The organism is Siccirubricoccus deserti (assembly GCF_014283215.1).
Lineage (GTDB): Bacteria > Pseudomonadota > Alphaproteobacteria > Acetobacterales > Acetobacteraceae > Siccirubricoccus > Siccirubricoccus deserti.
Map to the genome: position 1 here is coordinate 40,656 of NZ_JACOMF010000021.1, position 17,142 is coordinate 57,797.

A 17,142-nucleotide genomic window follows, 5' to 3' on the forward strand; every position below is an offset into this window, starting at 1 on the left:
CCGTCGCAGGAGCGCCCCCATGGCTCTCGCTGATCAACCGCTGCCTACCCTCCACAATCGCCTGCTCATGGCCCTGCCGCCCGAGGACTTTGCCCGGCTCCGGCCCCGGCTTGAGCCGGTTGAACTGCCCTTCCGCAAGGTATTGCAGGAGCCGGGCAAGCCGGTCACGTCGGTCTACTTCCCTGAGACTGGCTGGTCCTCGATGCTGGCCTACATGGAGGACGGCGACGCCGCCGAGGTCGGGCTTGTTGGCCATGAGGGCATGATCGGGCTGCCACTCCTGCTTGGCGGTGATAGCGACGACCTCGAAGCCATGGTGCAGGCCCCCGGCACCGCCCTGCGAATGGACGCGGCGGCGTTCCGCGAGGAACTGGAGCGCATCCCGGCCTTTCGGACCCTCTTGCTCCGCTACGTGCTGGTCCATCACGGTCAGGTCGCGCGGACAGCAGCCTGCAATGGGCGGCATCACATCGAACAGCGCCTCGCCCGCTGGCTCCTCATGGCCCACGATCGGGCCGAGGGAGACGAGTTCCCGATGACCCATGAGTTCCTGTCGATGATGCTCGGGGTTCGCCGCGCCGGGGTCACCGTCGCAGCCCAGCTACTCTCGAAAGCAGGCATGATCCGCTACGAGCGGGGCCGCATCGAGGTCACCGACCGACCCGGTTTGGAAAGCGTCGCCTGCGAATGTTACGGCGTGGTCCGCCGGGCATGTGATGCCCTGCTCGGGCAGGAAGCGACGGCAAGGGATGTCTACCGCCGCTGAGGTTGCACTCGCTCCCTTCTCGCAGGGCAAGCCAGTGCGAGACGGCTGCCCTGAGGCAGAATGTGTCTCAGACGAATCAGTCTTGTCATTGTGAGACAGATATGGTCTAACCTCTTAGACCCTAATGAGACGGGATGACGCCATGCAAGTCGGATACGCGAGGGTATCGACGATTGAGGGCCAGGAGGCCGGGCTGGCGGCGCAGGTGCGGGACCTGAACGCGGTCGGGTGCGAGAAGGTGTTCTACGAGCAGGTCTCCAGCGTCGCGGTGCAACGCCCACAGTTGCAGGGTGCCCTGGAGTTCGTCCGGGCCGGGGATACTCTCGTTGTAACAAAGCCAGATCGGCTAGCCCGGTCCGTAGTGGACCTGCTTGGGATCGTGGCCCGGCTGGAGGCTCGGGGGGTGGGGCTCCGCATCCTCAGCTTGGGCGGCGCCGAGGTAGACACCTCAACGGCCACTGGGCGGCTGACGTTAACCATGCTGGCCGCCGTGGCAGAATTTGAGCGGGCGCTAATGTTGGAGCGCCAGTTGGAAGGGATCGCCAAGGCCAAGGCCGAGGGGAAGTATCGAGGCCGCGCGCCCACCGCCCGGCGGCAGGGAGCCGAGGTTCGGCGGCTCCATGCCCAAGGGGTGCGCCCGACCGAAATCGGCCAGAAGCTCGGGATCAGCCGGGCTAGCGTCTACCGCGCGCTGGCCGAGGCGGCAGGGGGTGGGGCAACCAGGGCCGCATAAGCGGCCCGGCGCATGTTTCGCCGACGCTAAATAGAGGATGATCCCTGTCTTCCTCTCCATCGACCGGAGCCAAATCGGCGCGTGGCGCGCCGCCCGTGTGTTCCAATGCTGCCGTGCATTCGCTCATCGCATCGCCCCGCGCTGCTTCATTCAAGCCCGCTATGTGGACCATGAAAGGGTCGGCTGGGATTTCCAGATGCCCAACCAGGGTACGGCGCTCGCACTGCGGCTCTTTCACAAGAGGCTCATGGGAGGGCCGAAGTGGTGAAGGCCCGCAAGCCGCAGAAGCCTGTCGGCGGGGCGGTCACGGCCAAGCTCGACAAGTTCGGCTCGGTGCAGCGGCAGATCGCCCGCGAACGGCAGCGCCATTCCAACGCTATGGCGGGCTTCGCCGCTAAGCGGAGCGCCGCCGCCCGCATCGCCGACGCCGTGCGACGGGCCGTCGCCCTGGCCGACCTGCCCCCCCGTGAGAAGGAGGAGCGTGACCGCCACCGGGCGAAACTTTCCGAACTGGAGCGGCGCGCCAGGGATGCAAGGCGATGATGGGCAGGTCGCCGCGCATGCAAAGGGCGGCCCTGTTGGAGGCCGAGGCCGTCCAGGCGGAGGTGATCGCCTGCTTGTCGTCGAAGGGCGCAGTCGGGATCGCCGACCGTCTCGCCCGGTGTCAGTCCGTGCGTCTGCGGCGGCACGAACGGTGGCGCTGCGGTTCCGCCGGTTGCTGGTCGTGCCGTCGATCCGCCATGCGGGCATGGTGGAGCCGGGTGCAAGTGTGGGCCAGTCCGAGGGCGTCGCTGACCGTGATTCCCGTCACCGCCGAGCCCGGCAAGATCGTCGAGGCGGCTCGCGGACTGCGGCGAGGAGTTCGTGATGTTCGAGATCGTCATGTCCACCGCCGCCGCACATGGTGTCATGTCGCATTAGCGGGCATCGTTGCCAGTGGCCGAGCCTATGTGATGGTCGATGGTGCGGATGGCAACGACGTGGTGAAGGTCTTCTCTCAGCGATGGTCTGGGGTGATGCTGGGGGATGCTCTGGCCGTGCCGGATTCGAGCTTCGTTGTCGAGGATGCCGTGCAACTAGCTCTCGCTCGCCGTGGCCTCCAGCCTCTCCGACTGGCTGTGCAAGAGCAGTGGCTTCGAACTGTTGTCGTCGATGGCTCTGCGGCTCTTGGTGACGGCTTCCTCGAACCTATGCCGATCGTGTTCTGACCTCTGCCCATAGGATTACATTGCGGGGGTCCGTATGGCCCCCACGCGGTTGGCTCGATGCTGGTCCGGGTGGCCGAAGGGGCGCGCTGGTCGCAGCCCCGCCCGCTCGGCACCGTGGGTGGCGCTTTTCCCCGCGCCGCCAAGAGGGAGGTGCGCTATGATGGCGCGGCGAAGGCGTCTGCGGGCAGGAACTCGTCGCTGCTGATCCATTCGGAGTCCGCTGTGGTGTGCTTGGTGCAATAGCTCCACCAGCCGCGCCCCGGTTCGGGTATGCGGATTTCGAAGCTGCCGCGCGGTGCAATGCGCGACCAGATGTGATCCACCTTCCACAGGCGAACGAAGTCCATCAGGCGCCGCCCGCCAGGAACGCGCCAGCCTGCATGAAGATGGGGATGATGATCTTCCCCCTCGACGAATGCGACGAAGCGCGTGCGCTCGGACGCGGGCAGCCGGTGGAATCGCGTGCCGAACAGGTTGCGATCGACGATGCAATGAAGGGCGCGGAGGTCCCTGCGCATGCGGTCGCGGGAGATCGGCCAGTCATTGTAGGCGAGGGTAAGGGCGAACGACCAACGTTCCTGCCCAAGCATTTCGACCCGCGCCCGCCACAAGGCGGCGGGGTCGATGGGTGATGATGATGACATAGAAATATCTTGAATGAAATCGGTGCGGATAATTCCGTACCAAAGGCTATTTAGCACAAGCTGCCGCAAACCTCAAGGTTCCGTGATGTGCGCCGGAGCAAGTGCCCAACCGCCCCCCAGGTGCCCCGGTGTGACGGACTGGACGTGCTAGTTCTGCCCGCCCATCCTCCCGACCGAGAATGGGAGAACACGCATGGGGACGCGAAACGGTGCCTTGGCGCGGGCGGCGAGCTACTTCGACAGCGGCCAGTTTCGGAACCTCCTGGCTCGGCTGGTCAGCATTCCCTCCACTTCCCAGGAGGAGGGAAGGGAGGCGGACCTGCACCGCTACCTTGCCGAAGGCATCCAGCCCTGGTTAGAGCAAATCGGCTTTTCAGTCGCCATCCACCCCAATCCAATTGAAGGGTTCGGCCCAATCCTGACAGCGGAGCGGGTTGAGAACCCCGCGCTCCAATCGATTCTTCTATACGGCCATGGCGACACTGTCCGCGGCCTCGATGAGCAATGGCGGGATGGCCTCAAGCCCTGGGCGCTGACCGAGGAAGGCGACCGCTGGTACGGCCGCGGCACCGCCGACAACAAGGGCCAGCACGCGCTGAACCTGGCGGCGCTGGAGGCGGTGCTGGCCGAGCGCGGCGGCAGGCTCGGCTTCAATGTGAAGCTGGTGCTGGAAATGGCGGAGGAGCGCGGCTCCCGCGGGTTGCGCGAATTCGTTGCGGCGAACACGGATCTGCTGGCAGCGGATGTGCTGATCGCCTCGGACGGGCCGCGCGTCGATCCGGCGCTGCCGACCATCGCCACCGGCACCCGCGGGATCTTCCAGTTCGAGCTGGAGCTGAAGCTGCGCGCCGGCGGCGTGCATTCCGGCCATTGGGGCGGGCTGACCACCGACCCGGCGGTGGTGCTGACCCATGCGATCGGCAGCATCATGGACCGCAAGGGCAGAATTCTGGTCCGCGACTGGCTGCCGCGGAACGGCGTGCCGGCCGAGGTGCGCGGCGTGCTGGACGGCTGCCCGGTGGGTGGCGCTGACGGCGCCGCCACCATCGACGCCGATTGGGGCGAGCCCGGGCTAACCCCGGCCGAGAAGATCTACGGCTGGAACAGCTTCATCGTCCTCGCCATGGTCAGCGGCCGGCCGGAGGCACCGGTGAACGCGGTCGCCCCGGATGCCCGCGCCACCTGCCACATCCGCTACACCGTCGACACCGACCCGGCCGGCTTCGAGGCCGCGCTGCGTCGCCACCTCGACGAGCACGGCTTCCCCGAGGTCGAGATCCGCGACGCCGGCGTGCGCATGGCGGCGTCGCGCACCCCGCCGAACCACCCTTGGGTGCGCTGGGCGCAGGACAGCATGGCGCGCAGCCTCGGCAAGCCGGTGCAGATCATCCCGAATTCCTCCGGCGGGCTGCCGGGTGATGTCTTCGTGGATCATCTCGGCACGCCACTGGTCTGGGTGCCGCACAGCTACAATGGCTGCAAGCAGCATGGTCCGGACGAGCATTTGCTGATCGCCCCGGCGCGCGAGGGCATCATGGCCTTCGCCGGCCTGTGGTGGGATCTGGGAGAGGCGGGGACGCCGAAGCGGTAGCGTCGGTCGTTACCCTTCCTCACCAGGAAGGCGCCCCGAAGTCATGCGGGCGTTACAATCGGGGAGCATCTCTGCATCACCGGCCCAACCGGGTCCGATGAAGGAGGTAGCCGATGAAGAGTTTCCGCATGGCCCTGCTGGGTACGGCGCTGCTGGCAGCGGCGCCGGCCCTGGCACAGCCCGCCCCGGCCGCCGGCGGCCCGCCGGCCCGTGGCGAGCGCGGGCCGGGCGCGATCTTCAACCAGATCGACCGCGACCGCGACGGCAAGGTCACCTGGGACGAAGCCTGGGTCTATGTGCAGCAGCGCTTCACCACGGCGGACCGCGATCATGATGGCGGCCTGACGCAGGAGGAGCTGGCCGCCGCCTTCCCGCGGCGTGGCCAGGCCGGAGCCCAGACGCCCGCGGACCGTGGCCAGGGTGCTGGCCGGACGCAGATGCTCGGCATGATGTTCCGCGGGCTGGACGCCAACCGTGACGGCAAGGTGACGCTGGAGGAGATCCGACCGGCGGCCGAGGCCCGCTTCCGCGGCTTCGACGCCAATGGCGATGGCGCGGTCGCGAGGGACGAGCTGCCGCGGCGGCCGCGCCATCATCGGCATGGCCATGGACAAGGCCAGCAGCCGGCGCCCGCGCAGGGCGGCGAAGCCCCGGCGGCACGCCCGCCCGGCTGACCCGGACGTCCCGCGCCAGCCGGCCCAGGGCCTGCGCGGGACACCGGTTCCGGCGCCGCCTGCGCGGCGCGTCAGCGGCGATCCGCGCCTGTGGCGGACGCGGCGCCGGGGTTCCGCGCGAAGGGGTGCAGGATGCGCTGCCCGCGCGGCCCGGCCAGTGTCGCCTCCCCGGGGCGGATCGACTGCACCACATGTCCGCCGACCCGCCCGCCTTCCGCCACCACCAGCGGCTTGCCGCCACTGGCGCCGGCGAAGATCGCGACCTTGGTGGCCGGGCTGACCATCACGCCGATGAGGCGCGGCAATTCGGCATCGACCGGGGTGCTCCGCAGTGTTGGCGGGCGGCGCTCCGGCTCGAACAGCGGGCGCGCCAGGGTGGTGGCGACCCAGTCATCGACCGGGTTCGCCGCCGGGGGATCGCTCTCCGGCATGTCGGCATGCGCCGCGGGCCGTGCGGCCTCCGGTGGCGCGGTGTCGGTGGCATCGCCGGCAAGCCCGGCGTGCAGCGCCGCCGCCAATGCGGCCCCGAGCGCCAGCAGTGGCAGCAGGGCCAGGGCGAAGCGGTTGCCAGCGGTCATTGTCCCGCCCGCAATTCGGTGGCGGCGCGGAAGGCGTAGACGGTGAGGCCGGCCGTCAACAGCGTTTCGTCGGTGCCGGTCAGCATCTGCGTGGCCTGCACCTCCAGTTCGTCGACCAGGGTGCGTGGCCGCGCCAGCTCCACCGCTTCCAGCAGCCGCACCAGCACCGGCCAGCTGGCGCTGAGCGACAGCCGCAAGCCGATGCGGCGATAGCCGCCGACGGTAGTGGCGGGCAGGGTTTCCACGCTCGACAATGTCGCGCCGGCCCGTGTCGCCATGTCGCGCACCAGCCCCTGCAGGGCCGCGCCGGCGACCGCATCGGTGCCGCCCTCCAGCAGCAGGGCGGCGGTGTCGTCGAGGCCCGGCGCGCGGGGCGGCGCCGGCCCCGGCTCGGCCAGGGCTTCCAGCCGCCGTGCGAACCCGCGGCGCTCGGCGAGCTCGGCCGCGCGATCGGCGTGCCAGGCGAGCAGCGGCGCACCGATGGCGAACCACGCTGTCAGCAGCACACCACCGAGCAGCCCGAGGGCGAGCGCGGTGCCGGCGCGTCCGGTCGGCAGGCTGGCGGTCATTGCGCCATTCCCTTCATTGCGCCGCCGTGGCGGTGATCACGAACTGGTCCTGGCCATCGCCGGAGCTGCGCGTCACCGGCGCGGCGAAACCCGGGGTGCGGATCGCCGGCTCGGCGGCCAGGGTGGCAATCAGCCGGGCGGCATCGGCGGATTGGCCACGCAGCGTCACCTGCCGCTGCTTCAGCGTGAAGCCGGTCAGCCAGGTATGGTCGGGCAGGATCGTGGTGACCGTGGCGAGGATGCCGAGTGCATTGCCGAACTCGGCCTCCGTTGCCGCGATGACGTCACCGCTCGCTGCCGCCTCCGCCGCGCGCTGCTGCGCCGCCACGGCCTCCCGCGCGCGGGGCTGCAGCACGGCGATCCGCGCTTCGAGCTCGTCCAGCAGCCTGGCCTGGCGGAGGAAGGGCGCTGCCACCACCGCCACCATCAGCGTGGCGCAGGCCAGCGCCGCGGCGCGCAGGATAAGGCGCTGCCAGGGACGCCATGCCGTCGCTGCCAGGCCGATCCGGTGCAGCGCCCCATCGGCGCTCTGCCCTTGCAGCAGAGTGACGGTCGTGCCGGTGGCGGCCACAGTAGCGAGCGCCGCCGCCACCGCGGCGCGGGGGACCAGCAGCAGCCGCAGCCGCAGCAACCCGCGGCGACGGTCGCGACCGATGACCTCCCAGGACCAGAAGACATCCGCCGGGCGGAACGGGGTCACGCGGTCCATCTCATGCCAGAGCGCCCCGGCCAATTCCGCCTCCGCCGCCAGCGGCAGAACGACCTCCTGCTTCAGCAGCCGTCCTGGCGGCAGGCGGAGAACCGCCGGGGCACGCCCGGCCGCCCGCAGGGCACGGCGCAGCGCTTCCCCTCCTGCCTGGTCCAGGGGGAAGCGGCCCAGTGGCCGCTCCGATTGTCGCCGCAGCAGCGTCAGGATCAGCCAGGGCTCCTCCTGCCCTCCTGCATCCAGCAGCAGGACGCGGCTCGGCAAGGCCCCGTGCCGCGGCACCAGGGCACGCAGCTGCTGCGCCCACCAGCGGAGGAACTCCTCGAGCATCGCGCTTCTCGTTGCAGATCGTCATCGGATGCTATCATTGGCAAGGAATCGCACCGCATCACAAAAAATATATCTAGGTAGAATTAAGCAACTCGTTATTCACCAAGACGATTTGAAGGTTTGGCAAAGCCCACGTCGAAATCGCCTACAATTCAGTCGAATTTTGCTCATGGCGCTACATACATCATTTGAAATTCGAACAGATGGCGCAAATTAACAGTCGCCATCGCAGCGTGATGGAAATTGCACCAAGCTTGTTTCGGTTTTCTTGTGATAGTGATTGGGGAAGGCTGACCGATTGCTGGTCATGTTGCGAACAAGTCGAGGAATTGGCGATCTTTCTGAGATTACATGTTCACCTTCTAGGCTATTTTTCTCTCAAAATTGTCATGGCCTGTAACTGAAACGCGAGCTGTAGAATAATAAATACGTCTTCATAATCCGTAACGAGACAACTTGGTTCCCTGCCTACCCCGCTGGACGGGGCTGTCGGAGCCGGTGTCCGAGGCCCAGGCGGCCCCAAAGAGGCAAACCCAAAATGCACCCTGCCGCAGGCAGGGCATAGACGAGCGGGGATGATGAAGATGGCTGATTGGCAGGACCGGCTTGCGGTGATCGCGCAGCGCAACCGTCAGGAGATCGTCAACGCCAAGCTGAGCCGGCGCGAGATGATGCGGCTCGGCCTGCTGACCTCGACGGGGTCGCTCGTCCTGAAGGCCGGTCTCAGCGCGCGGGCCCATGCCCAGACCGCCCTGATCCCGCCCAGCCCGGCGGCGACATCCTGGGCGCAGCCCATGCCGGTGCTGCCGATCAAGACGCCGGTGGCCGTGAACCAGCTCACCCATGGGGCGCCAGACGGCACCACGCTGATCGATGGCGCGCGACGGCGGATCAATCATCAGCTCTGCTCGCGCAACGCAGACGGAACCTATGGCGGCACCTTCCCGCCGCAGAAATTCTACGAGACCTTCGTGCGGGAGGCGGACCACAAATTCCACCCGTCCTGGGCGCCCAGCAAGATCTGGGGGTTCGACGGAACCTACCCCGGACCGCGCTACAACGCCTATTACGGCGAGCCGATCATGGTGCGCTTCCACAACCACCTGCCGTCACGGAAGACCCATGTCGGCTTCGGCATGCCGGAGATCACCACCCACCTGCACAACGCCCATACGCCATCCGAGAGCGACGGCAACCCGGCCGACTTCTTCAACTCGGTCAATGATCCCGATGAGGTCAATCCGCTCGGCTTCAAGGATCAGCACTACCCGAATGTCTATGCCGGCTACACCGCGCTGAACGACCTGCGCGGCGATCCGAACGAGGCGCTGGGCTCGCTGTGGTACCATGACCACACGCTCGATTTCACCTCGCAGAACATCTACAAAGGGCTGGTCGGCGTCTACACGCTGTTCGATCACCTGGACACCGGCGACGAGACGACCGGGCTCCGCCTGCCGAGCGGCGAGTTCGACGTGCCGATCATGTTCGGCGACTTCGTCTTCGACAGGGACTGCCAGCCGGTCTTCGACCTGTTCAACGTGGATGGCATCCTCGGCGACAGATTCTGCGCCAATGGCGTCATCCAGCCCTATTTCAACGTCAAGCCGCGGCGCTACCGCTTCCGCCTCTACAACCATGGCCCGGCGCGCTGGTATGAATTCGCGCTGTACGACGGACGGGGCTTCATCCCCTTCTGGCAGATCTCCAACGACGGCAACCTGCTGCCCCAGGCGGTCCAGAAGACCAGCGTGCGGCTCTCCGTCGCCGAGCGCGCCGACATCATCGTCGACTTCAGCAAGATCCAGAGCTCCCGCATCTACCTGGTCAACCGGCTGAAGCAGGATGACGGGCGCGGTCCAAAGAACGAGATCCTGAACCCCGGCGTCCCGATCATCCAGCTCAACAAGGTCGGCCCGGCGGTGCGTGACGACAGCGCCGACCCGGCCGCCGCCCCGCTGCAACTGCGGCCACTGCCGGACCCGGATTTCGCGGCGCTGCTGGCCCGGGCGGACAAAGCGAAGAAGCGGACCTTCCGCTTCGACCGCTCCAACGGCGCCTGGACGGTGAACGGCAAGCTGTTTGACCCCAAGGAAGCCGCCGCCAGGATCGATCAGGAATCCGAGGAGGTCTGGGTCATCCAGAACAGGGACGACGGCTGGAGCCATCCGGTCCACATGCATTTCGAGGAACACCGCATCCTGAAGCGCAACGGCAGGCCTATCGCGACCAACACATCCGAATACGGTCGCAAGGACACCATCCCGCTCTACCGGAAGGAAGAGGTGGAAGTCTTCATGCGCTTCAGGGACATGAAAGGTCGCTACGTCATGCACTGCCACAACGTGACCCATGAAGATGCGGCGATGATGATGCGCTTTGACATTGTCTGAGCGCCGGCGCGCAGCAACGGGAGACGAAGGATGAACCGTCGAACTCTCGCCAAGGCCGGCCTCGGCGCCGCCCTGGCACCACTCGCCCTGCCGGGCGCGGCGAAGGCCGCAACCTTCACCGGGCGCGGAGCAGGATATTTCACCGATGCCGTGCTGACGACGCATGAGGGGCGGCAGGCGCGCTTCTATACCGACCTGATCAAGGGAAGGCGGGTGCTGATCAACTTCGTCTTCGTCGGCTGCAGCGATGTCTGCGATTCGGTGACGGCGAACCTTGCCGCCGTGCAGGACATCCTCGGCGACCGGGTGGGCAGCGAGATCCTCATGTATTCGATCTCGCTGCAGCCCGACTTCGACACGCCGGAGGTGCTGAAGCTTTACGCCGACCGCTTCGCGATCAGGCCGGGCTGGTCCTTCCTGACCGGCGATCCTGCCGATATCGAGGTGCTGCGCTGGCGCCTCGGCTTCGCCGACATCAACCCGGTGCTGGACGCCGACCTGTTCCAGCACGCCGCCATGCTGCGGATCGGCGAGGAGCATCTGGACCGCTGGACCATGGCGCCGGCGATGCTGACGCCGGAGAGGCTGGCCGAGACGATCATCCGCGTATTCCCGCCGTCTCGGCCAGGCTGAGGCGCACCCCGGCCGGGTCAGGGCAGGGGCTCACGCGCCAGGATCTCGTAGCGGCGGATCTCGGTCAGCGCATTGGTGCGCAGGCTCACACGCTCGGCGTAGCGGGTGCGCCGCGCGCCCTGCACCGATATGGTGACCGTGATCACGCCGGTGCCCTCGCCGCTGTCCGCCGTGGCTGCGCCCCGGGCCTTGACGCCCAGCGCTGCCGCGACAACCGGATCGCGGGCCGACACGTCGGGGTCGCTGGTGGTGAACAGCGTGAGATGCGGCTTCAGCCGGGCAAGCAACGCCGGAGTCATGCCCAGCACCTCCGCCAACTCGTCCAGGGTTTCGAAAGGCGTGCCCGGCGGCATCACGTCGCGGCCGGCGGCGGCATAGGGCTGCGCCCTGGCCCGCTGCTGGTCGGGGCCGAATACCGGGCTGCGCCAGGCGACGATCGCCGCGGCCAATGCCGCCGCGCCGCGCCGGTCCACGCCGAGCTGCAGCAGCAGCGCCTGCAACAGCTCCGGCGAGGCGAGGTTCGGATTGACCTTGCCGTTCTCATCCTCGACCCGTACCTCGATCCGGTGCGTGCCATGTGCCAGTAGGCGCACCTGGCCATCCGGCCGCCAGCGCCGCTCCGAGGTATCGAGCAGGGCGAAGATTGTCTGGTGCAGCGCGGCCTCCGCCGCCGCCTCCGCCGCGGCGGCGTCCAGCAGGTTCCGCACCCGCTGGGTGTTGAGGCGCGCATTGGCGAGCAGCCCGGTGCCGAGCAGCGAGAGGAAGGCGAGGGCCCAGAGCACCGTCACCAGGGCGAAACCGCGCTGCCGTGTCATGGCCGGTCCAGCCCCGGCGCCACCACGATATCCGGCCAGCGCCGCCGGTCCCCCGGCGCGAAGCCGAGCCGGATGCGGATCAGCGCCGGCAACACACTGGCCTCCCAATCGGCGGACCAGCCGGCATCCGGGTGCCAGTAGGCAAGCTCCAGCCGGGCAACGCCCCGCAGCAGCTCGGCTTCGGTGAAGGCGACGGGCCGGGTGCGCGGGGCGTTGGAGTAGGGCCGCCAGCGCAGCACCAGCCGGTGCTGTGCATCCAGCTCCAGCCTCGCCTCCACGCGGCGCGGCGGCATCCCCGGCAGCATGCCGACGAAGCCGAGGCTCGCCGGGCCGGCGGCGAAGGGAGGTGGCTTGCCCACAGCGCCGGGATGCATGCGAGCGACCAGGTGGCGCAGCGTCCGGTCCACCGCGTCGAGCGTGTCGCCCGCCTCGATCAGGCTGGCGGCGCGGTCCCAGGCCTGCAGGCCGAAGCGCATGCCCTGGGCGAGGCCGCCGACCACCAGGCCAAGCACGACCAGCGCCGCCAGCACCTCGACCAGGGTGAAGCCCTTGCCCCGCAAGGTGACGCGGCGCGTCATCGCCCCGTCTCGGGCGGGCCGCCGCGCGGCAGCAGGCTCGATGCGACATGCAGCGTGTCGAGCCGCACCTCCCGCCGCGGCCCCTCCGTGCCACCACCTTCGGTCCACCATACCCGGACGCTGACCGCGTAGAGCGTGGTTTGCACCCGCATCAGGCGGCGAGGGCCACGCTCGCCGAGGGGACGCACCACCGGCCCATCGGCGGGGGTGACCAGGACGCGCCAGCGGAAGCCGCTGCCATCGTCGCCCTGGTGGTCGCCAGGTAGCAGCGGCGCGCCATGCAGGGCGATCGCCAGCCGCGACCGGGCGCGTGCCAGCGCCTCCTCGTACCGGCTTGCGCCGTGCAGCGAGCGCAGCCCATCCGCCCCCGCTCGGGCCAGGGCGCCAAGCGCCAGGAAGGCGATGACGAAGGCGATCAGCACCTCGACCAGGGTGAAGCCCCCTGCGCGGGCAGGCGGGCGGCGTGCGGCGCGGATGGCGTCGCGTAGCCAGCGGAGCGCCGCCTCCGGCACACCCGTCGCCATCAGCATCCAACCGGTCATCCTCGCCACGGGCAGCACCGAACAGGGCGTATCGCCGCTCGCCGGCCCCGCAGGCGCGATGCGACGGCCAATCCTACGCTGCCGCCGTCGAGGTCCCAGCAACTTCGGCGAGAGTTCGTGCCGTTTGATGAACAAGTTACACGCCGCCGCTCGCGCTGCCGTGCCCGAACACACCGGAGTGTCGATAGTGCCCGGCAACGAAGGATGGCAGCCTTCACGGCAGCGACGCACAGGAGGCTTGGATGATTCGCATGGCGGCCCTGGCAGCCCTGGTGGCGCTGGCGGCGCCCTTCGCGGCGGCGCAGGCCGCGCCGCCCGGGCCGATCTGCCGGCTGCCTGCCGTGGTCGATGTCGCCGCCCAGGCGCTGCGGCTCAATGCGCGCTACGCGCATATCGATCCCGCCCGCATCCGCGAATCCCCGACGCTGGATCCGCGGGTGGTGCGCTGCGACTTCTGCCTTACCATCCTGCACTATGACACCGCCCGCTTCGGCGATACGCCCGCGGCTTTTTGCCAGGCGCGGGGCTACTCCGTGCGGGCGGTGCGGAACGGCTTCGTGGTCCAGGTGCTCCGGTAGCCCGCATGCCGGCCGCACCGCCGCATCGCCGTGCCGGCTTCACCCTGATCGAGATGGTCGTGGTGCTGGCGGTGATCGGGCTGGTGCTGGGCTTCCTCGGCTTGCAGCGGGCGCCGCGTAGTGCGCGGCTGGAGCTTGAAGCCGCGGCGCGGGCGCTGACCGGGGCGCTGCAATTGGCCCGTTCTCAGGCCATCGTCGAGAACCGCAGCGTGGCGGTGACGATCGGCATGGCCTCCTACGCCACCGACGGCGGCGCGCCGCAGCCGCTGCCGGCGCGGATCGTGGCGCGCGACGCCGGCACCATCGCCTTCGCGGCCAATGGCAGCTCCTCCGGCGGCGCCATCACCCTGCAGGCCGGGGAGCGGGTGGCGACGGTCAAGGTCGAATGGCTCACCGGCCGGGTCTCGACGGCAGGTTTGCGCTGATCGGGCCTCACATCCCGGCCAGGTCGTTCAACCCCATCATCGCCGTCAGCATCGACAGCACGATGCCGGCCACCAGGCCGCCCATCAGGATGGTGATCGCCGGCACCAGCAGCGCCAGCAGCCGCTGGATCGCCAGCCGGATCCGTTCCTCATGGATCTCCGCCGCGCGCAGGGCCATGGGGCCGAGCTGCGCATTCTCCTCGCCCAGCCGCAGCAGGTGGATGGTGCGCGGCGGGAAGACGCCGGCATCCGCCAGCGCCTGGGTCAGCCCGCCGCCCTCGCGCGCCAGGGCGGTGGCGCGATCCACCGCGGCGACGACGGCCGCATTGCCGAGCGTGCCACGCACCACCTCCAGCGCCGCGATCAGCGGCACCCCATTGACCAGCAGCGTGCCGAGCACATGGCTGAAGCGGGCCGCCTGCACCTCCCGCAGCAGCGGGCCGAGCACCGGCAGGTGCAGCAGCAGCCGGTCGACCAGCCGCCGCGGGCCGGGTCGTCGCAGCAGCGCCCCCACCGCCAGCGTGCCGCCCGCCAGCACCAGCAGCGCCAGCAGCCCGTGGCGGGATGCCAGGCTGCTCAGCTCGATGAGGAATTGCGTTGAGGCGGGCAGCGCCGCGCCGCTCTGCTCGAACAGCGGGATGAACTGCGGCAGCACCTGTGTCAGCAGCAGCGCCACCGAGCCGAGCGTCGCCGCCAGCAGCAGGCCGGGGTAGATCAGCGCGGCGCTGACGCTTGCTGCCAGCCGGCGCTGGCGTTGCAGCAGCTCCGCCAGTCGCAGCAGGGTCTGGGCCAGTCGGCCGCCGGCCTCGCCGGCCTGCACCAGCCCGACATGCAGCCGGTGGAAGCTGGCGGGGTAGCGGCCGAGCGCGGCGGAGAGCGGGCTGCCATCGCGCACCGCATCGCGCAGCCCGGTCGCCACCTGCGCAACCCGGCGGTTCGGCGCGGTGTCCTGCAGGTAGCGCAGCGCCCGGTCGAGATCCTGGCCGGCGCCGAGCATCGTCGCCAGCTCTAGCAGCAGATCGGCAACCTCCTGCCGGCGCAGCCCGCGGCGGGCGCCGAGCCCGGCCGGCAGCAGCGCGGTGAAGCCCGTGCCCGCCGCGGCAGGTTCGATGCGCAGCGGGATGCTGCCCTGGCGGCGCAGCGTGGCGACGACCTCGGCCTCGCTCGCCGCCTCCATCCGGCCGCGCTGCAGGGCGCCGCCGGGGGCGATGGCGGTGTAGCGGAAGCCGGGCATCGCTCAGGCCGATGCCTGCACGCTGCGGACCACTTCCTCGATCGTCGTCTCACCGGCCAGGGCGGCGGCGATGCCGGCCTCCAGCATCGTCTCCATGCCGCCGGCGACTGCCGCGGCCTCGATCGTCGCATGGTCGGTGCGGGTGAGGATCAGCCGCTCGAGCTCCGGGTCGAGGACGAGGAATTCGGCGATGGCGGCGCGGCCGCGATAGCCGGTCTGCCGGCATGCGGCGCAGCCGACCGGGTGATAGAGCGTGACCGCGCCCCCGTCGCAGCGGCGGTCCAGCGCGAAGCGACGGATCAGCTCGGGCGGGGCGGGCAGGGCGCGGCGGCACTCCACGCAGAGCCGGCGCACCAGCCGCTGCGCCAGCACGCCGCGCAGCGCCGCGGTCATCAGGTAATCCTCAACCCCCATGTCGCGCAGCCGGGTTACCGCGGCGGCCGCGGAGTTGGTGTGCAGGGTGGACAGCACCAGATGCCCGGTCAGTGCCGCCTGCACCGCGATCTGCGCGGTCTCCGCATCGCGGATCTCGCCCACCATGATGACATCCGGGTCCTGCCGGAGAATGGAACGCAGCAGGCTGGCGAAGCCGAGGCCGATCTGTGCCTGCACCTGGATCTGGTTGATGCCGCGCAGCTGGTACTCGATCGGGTCCTCGACGGTGACGATCTTGCGGGTGACGGCGTTCAGCGCCAGCAGGCCGGTGTAGAGCGTGGTCGTCTTGCCGCTGCCGGTCGGCCCGGTGACCAGGATGAGGCCGTTGGGCAGTTCCAGCCCCGCCCTGAATTTCCCGATCACCGCCGGCGACAGGCCGAGGCGGGCGTAGTCGAACACCACCGCGCCGCGGTCGAGGATGCGCAGCACCAGCGTCTCGCCATGCAGGGACGGGATGGTGGAGACGCGGAAATCCACGTCCTGGCCGCGCACCGTCAGGCGGATGCGGCCATCCTGTGGCAGCCGCCGCTCGCCGATGTCGAGCCGCGCCATGATCTTGACGCGCGAGATGATGGCGGCGGCCAGGCGCAGCGGCGGGCTTTCGGACTCCTGCAGCAACCCGTCGTAGCGGTAGCGCACCCGCAGCCGGTCCTCCAGCGGCTCGATATGGATGTCGGAGGCCTGGGTCTCCACCGCGCGGGTGAGAAGCTGGTTGACCAGGCGGATGATCGGCGCCTCGCTCGCCAGATCCTTCAGCCGCTCGGTATCGCTCTCCAGCAACTCGGCGGGCTCGGCTGGCGCATTCGCCTCCTCATCCGGGTAGAGCCGGTCGAGCGCGGCATCCAGCTCGATCGGCACCGCCACCTCGGTGCGGACCTTGTGGCCGGTGGCGGCGGCAATGGCGGCCGGGGTGAAGGGATCGAGCGGATCGGCCAGCGCCAGCACCAGCGTGCCTTCCTCGATCGCCACCGGCAGGGCGCGGGCCCAGCGTAGGAAGCGGGTGGAGAGGCGGTCGGCGCACAGCGGCTGGTCGGTCGGGTAGCGGTCGGCGCGGGCGAGCGGCAGGTCCAGCAATGTCGCATAGGCTTCGGCCAGGCCGCGCTCCGACACCAGGCCGAGCTGCAGCAGCGCCGGCGCCAGCCGCTGGCCGGTTTCCTCGGCGACGCGACGCGCCCGCTCGAAGCCGCGCGCGTCGCATTGGCCGGTGCGGACCAGCAGCTCCGCGAGACGCTCCAGCATGGTGTCGGGGGCGGCGTCGGTCACGCGGCGGTCACGGTCGCGCGGCGGGAAGCGGACGCGGGGCGAACAGCCTCTGCGCCGCATCCATCACCTTGGCCCGGTAGCCGAAGTGCCGCTCCGGCGTGTGCGAATGATAATAGCCGATGGCACGCATGAGGTCGCCCTGCGCCTCATGGAGGTAGATGCGCAGGATCAGCCCGGCGGCGGCGATGTTGAAGCAGGCGTCGTGCAGCAGCCGTTCGCGCACCTCCTCCTCCGCCAGGCCGGAGTGGCGCGCGAGCGGGCGGATCCACAGCGTGTTGATCTGCATGACGCCGAGGTCCTGCGAGCCATTGGTGTTGGTGCGCGCCAGCCCGACCCGCCCACCCTCCACCGCCTGGATCGACGGCAGCACGCGCGGCGGCAGCTGATAGGTTGAGGCGACAAGTGCCATGCAGGCGAGGAAGGGTACCGACATTCGATGCAAATTGC

20 protein-coding genes are annotated in these 17,142 nt (G+C 69.3%); 10 read left to right on the top strand and 10 right to left on the bottom strand.

Going from position 1 to position 17,142, the window contains the following annotated elements; all coding sequences use genetic code 11:
* Positions 1-19 precede the first annotated feature (19 nt).
* The 4 genes from H7965_RS16860 (at position 20) to H7965_RS16875 (ending at position 2,707) form a co-directional block, all read left to right on the top strand.
* Positions 20-766, top strand: a complete 747-nt coding sequence (locus H7965_RS16860) for a Crp/Fnr family transcriptional regulator (protein WP_186771755.1) — start codon at positions 20-22, stop codon at positions 764-766.
* A gap of 142 nt (positions 767-908) precedes the next feature.
* A complete protein-coding gene (locus H7965_RS16865; RefSeq protein ID WP_186771756.1) occupies positions 909-1,499 on the top strand; it encodes a recombinase family protein in 591 nt (196 codons plus the stop codon).
* Between the two features lie 261 nt (positions 1,500-1,760).
* A complete protein-coding gene (locus H7965_RS16870; protein ID WP_186771757.1) occupies positions 1,761-2,042 on the top strand; it encodes a hypothetical protein in 282 nt (93 codons plus the stop codon).
* A gap of 254 nt (positions 2,043-2,296) precedes the next feature.
* Positions 2,297-2,707, top strand: a complete 411-nt coding sequence (locus H7965_RS16875) for a hypothetical protein (protein ID WP_186771758.1) — start codon at positions 2,297-2,299, stop codon at positions 2,705-2,707.
* A gap of 155 nt (positions 2,708-2,862) precedes the next feature.
* Here the strand turns inward: H7965_RS16875 and H7965_RS16880 are convergent, their stop codons facing one another.
* Positions 2,863-3,420, bottom strand: coding sequence for a hypothetical protein (locus H7965_RS16880; protein WP_186771759.1), 558 nt, complete (start codon positions 3,418-3,420; stop codon positions 2,863-2,865).
* A 124-nt stretch (positions 3,421-3,544) separates the two neighbouring features.
* Here H7965_RS16880 and H7965_RS16885 point away from each other — a divergent pair, with 124 nt between their 5' ends.
* A complete protein-coding gene (locus tag H7965_RS16885; RefSeq protein ID WP_186771760.1) occupies positions 3,545-4,942 on the top strand; it encodes a M20 family metallopeptidase in 1,398 nt (465 codons plus the stop codon).
* Between the two features lie 113 nt (positions 4,943-5,055).
* Positions 5,056-5,616, top strand: coding sequence for an EF-hand domain-containing protein (locus H7965_RS16890; RefSeq protein ID WP_186771761.1), 561 nt, complete (start codon positions 5,056-5,058; stop codon positions 5,614-5,616).
* Positions 5,617-5,687: 71 nt separating this feature from the next.
* On the opposite strand, the gene H7965_RS16895 is transcribed toward H7965_RS16890, so the two are convergent.
* From H7965_RS16895 to H7965_RS16905, 3 genes are read right to left on the bottom strand one after another with little or no spacing between them, the layout of a single operon-like run.
* Positions 5,688-6,194: a hypothetical protein gene (locus H7965_RS16895; protein ID WP_186771762.1), complete on the bottom strand. Its 507-nt coding sequence runs from the start codon at positions 6,192-6,194 to the stop codon at positions 5,688-5,690.
* Entirely contained in the window at positions 6,191-6,763 is a 573-nt protein-coding gene (gspM, locus tag H7965_RS16900) for a type II secretion system protein GspM (RefSeq protein ID WP_186771763.1), read from the bottom strand. Before gspM ends, H7965_RS16895 begins: the two co-directional genes overlap by 4 nt.
* 13 nt (positions 6,764-6,776) lie before the next feature.
* Positions 6,777-7,799, bottom strand: coding sequence for a PilN domain-containing protein (locus H7965_RS16905; RefSeq protein ID WP_186771764.1), 1,023 nt, complete (start codon positions 7,797-7,799; stop codon positions 6,777-6,779).
* A 584-nt stretch (positions 7,800-8,383) separates the two neighbouring features.
* Here H7965_RS16905 and H7965_RS16910 point away from each other — a divergent pair.
* A complete protein-coding gene (locus H7965_RS16910) occupies positions 8,384-10,192 on the top strand; it encodes a multicopper oxidase family protein (protein ID WP_186771765.1) in 1,809 nt (602 codons plus the stop codon).
* 30 nt (positions 10,193-10,222) lie between these two features.
* Positions 10,223-10,825, top strand: coding sequence for an SCO family protein (locus H7965_RS16915; RefSeq protein ID WP_186771766.1), 603 nt, complete (start codon positions 10,223-10,225; stop codon positions 10,823-10,825).
* A gap of 17 nt (positions 10,826-10,842) precedes the next feature.
* Here the strand turns inward: H7965_RS16915 and H7965_RS16920 are convergent, their stop codons facing one another.
* The 3 genes from H7965_RS16920 to H7965_RS16930 are packed head-to-tail and all read right to left on the bottom strand — an operon-like array spanning position 10,843 to position 12,748.
* A complete protein-coding gene (locus H7965_RS16920) occupies positions 10,843-11,640 on the bottom strand; it encodes a type II secretion system minor pseudopilin (protein ID WP_186771767.1) in 798 nt (265 codons plus the stop codon).
* Positions 11,637-12,218 (bottom strand): prepilin-type N-terminal cleavage/methylation domain-containing protein, encoded by a 582-nt coding sequence (locus H7965_RS16925; RefSeq protein WP_186771768.1) that lies wholly within the window; start codon positions 12,216-12,218, stop codon positions 11,637-11,639. Before H7965_RS16925 ends, H7965_RS16920 begins: the two co-directional genes overlap by 4 nt.
* Positions 12,215-12,748, bottom strand: a complete 534-nt coding sequence (locus tag H7965_RS16930; protein WP_186771769.1) for a prepilin-type N-terminal cleavage/methylation domain-containing protein — start codon at positions 12,746-12,748, stop codon at positions 12,215-12,217. Before H7965_RS16930 ends, H7965_RS16925 begins: the two co-directional genes overlap by 4 nt.
* A 254-nt stretch (positions 12,749-13,002) precedes the next feature.
* On the opposite strand from H7965_RS16930, the gene H7965_RS16935 reads away from it, so the two are divergent.
* Positions 13,003-13,338 carry a hypothetical protein gene (locus H7965_RS16935; RefSeq protein WP_186771770.1) on the top strand — a complete coding sequence of 112 codons (336 nt, stop codon included), beginning with the start codon at positions 13,003-13,005 and terminating at the stop codon, positions 13,336-13,338.
* Between the two features lie 5 nt (positions 13,339-13,343).
* Positions 13,344-13,763 carry a GspH/FimT family pseudopilin gene (locus H7965_RS16940; RefSeq protein ID WP_186771796.1) on the top strand — a complete coding sequence of 140 codons (420 nt, stop codon included), beginning with the start codon at positions 13,344-13,346 and terminating at the stop codon, positions 13,761-13,763.
* Between the two features lie 7 nt (positions 13,764-13,770).
* On the opposite strand, the gene H7965_RS16945 is transcribed toward H7965_RS16940, so the two are convergent.
* The 3 genes from H7965_RS16945 to H7965_RS16955 are packed head-to-tail and all read right to left on the bottom strand — an operon-like array spanning position 13,771 to position 17,128.
* Entirely contained in the window at positions 13,771-14,997 is a 1,227-nt protein-coding gene (locus H7965_RS16945) for a type II secretion system F family protein (RefSeq protein WP_186771771.1), read from the bottom strand.
* A gap of 3 nt (positions 14,998-15,000) precedes the next feature.
* Positions 15,001-16,695, bottom strand: coding sequence for a GspE/PulE family protein (locus H7965_RS16950; protein ID WP_229682669.1), 1,695 nt, complete (start codon positions 16,693-16,695; stop codon positions 15,001-15,003).
* Positions 16,696-16,702: 7 nt separating this feature from the next.
* On the bottom strand, positions 16,703-17,128 hold the full coding sequence (locus tag H7965_RS16955) for a lytic transglycosylase domain-containing protein (protein WP_186771773.1): 426 nt from the start codon (positions 17,126-17,128) through the stop codon (positions 16,703-16,705).
* Positions 17,129-17,142: the final 14 nt, after the last annotated feature.

Excerpts from the sequence above, each read along its gene's own strand:
- H7965_RS16915 (WP_186771766.1), top strand. The coding sequence starts at position 10,223 with ATGAACCGTCGAACTCTCGCCAAGGCCGGCCTCGGCGCCGCCCTGGCA.
- H7965_RS16955 (WP_186771773.1), bottom strand. The coding sequence starts at position 17,128 with ATGTCGGTACCCTTCCTCGCCTGCATGGCACTTGTCGCCTCAACCTAT.
- H7965_RS16910 (WP_186771765.1), top strand. The coding sequence starts at position 8,384 with ATGGCTGATTGGCAGGACCGGCTTGCGGTGATCGCGCAGCGCAACCGT.
- gspM (WP_186771763.1), bottom strand. The coding sequence starts at position 6,763 with ATGACCGCCAGCCTGCCGACCGGACGCGCCGGCACCGCGCTCGCCCTC.
- H7965_RS16935 (WP_186771770.1), top strand. The coding sequence starts at position 13,003 with ATGATTCGCATGGCGGCCCTGGCAGCCCTGGTGGCGCTGGCGGCGCCC.
- H7965_RS16905 (WP_186771764.1), bottom strand. The coding sequence starts at position 7,799 with ATGCTCGAGGAGTTCCTCCGCTGGTGGGCGCAGCAGCTGCGTGCCCTG.
- H7965_RS16895 (WP_186771762.1), bottom strand. The coding sequence starts at position 6,194 with ATGACCGCTGGCAACCGCTTCGCCCTGGCCCTGCTGCCACTGCTGGCG.
- H7965_RS16930 (WP_186771769.1), bottom strand. The coding sequence starts at position 12,748 with ATGCTGATGGCGACGGGTGTGCCGGAGGCGGCGCTCCGCTGGCTACGC.
- H7965_RS16890 (WP_186771761.1), top strand. The coding sequence starts at position 5,056 with ATGAAGAGTTTCCGCATGGCCCTGCTGGGTACGGCGCTGCTGGCAGCG.
- H7965_RS16885 (WP_186771760.1), top strand. The coding sequence starts at position 3,545 with ATGGGGACGCGAAACGGTGCCTTGGCGCGGGCGGCGAGCTACTTCGAC.
- H7965_RS16920 (WP_186771767.1), bottom strand. The coding sequence starts at position 11,640 with ATGACACGGCAGCGCGGTTTCGCCCTGGTGACGGTGCTCTGGGCCCTC.
- H7965_RS16865 (WP_186771756.1), top strand. The coding sequence starts at position 909 with ATGCAAGTCGGATACGCGAGGGTATCGACGATTGAGGGCCAGGAGGCC.
- H7965_RS16925 (WP_186771768.1), bottom strand. The coding sequence starts at position 12,218 with ATGACGCGCCGCGTCACCTTGCGGGGCAAGGGCTTCACCCTGGTCGAG.
- H7965_RS16945 (WP_186771771.1), bottom strand. The coding sequence starts at position 14,997 with ATGCCCGGCTTCCGCTACACCGCCATCGCCCCCGGCGGCGCCCTGCAG.
- H7965_RS16940 (WP_186771796.1), top strand. The coding sequence starts at position 13,344 with ATGCCGGCCGCACCGCCGCATCGCCGTGCCGGCTTCACCCTGATCGAG.
- H7965_RS16860 (WP_186771755.1), top strand. The coding sequence starts at position 20 with ATGGCTCTCGCTGATCAACCGCTGCCTACCCTCCACAATCGCCTGCTC.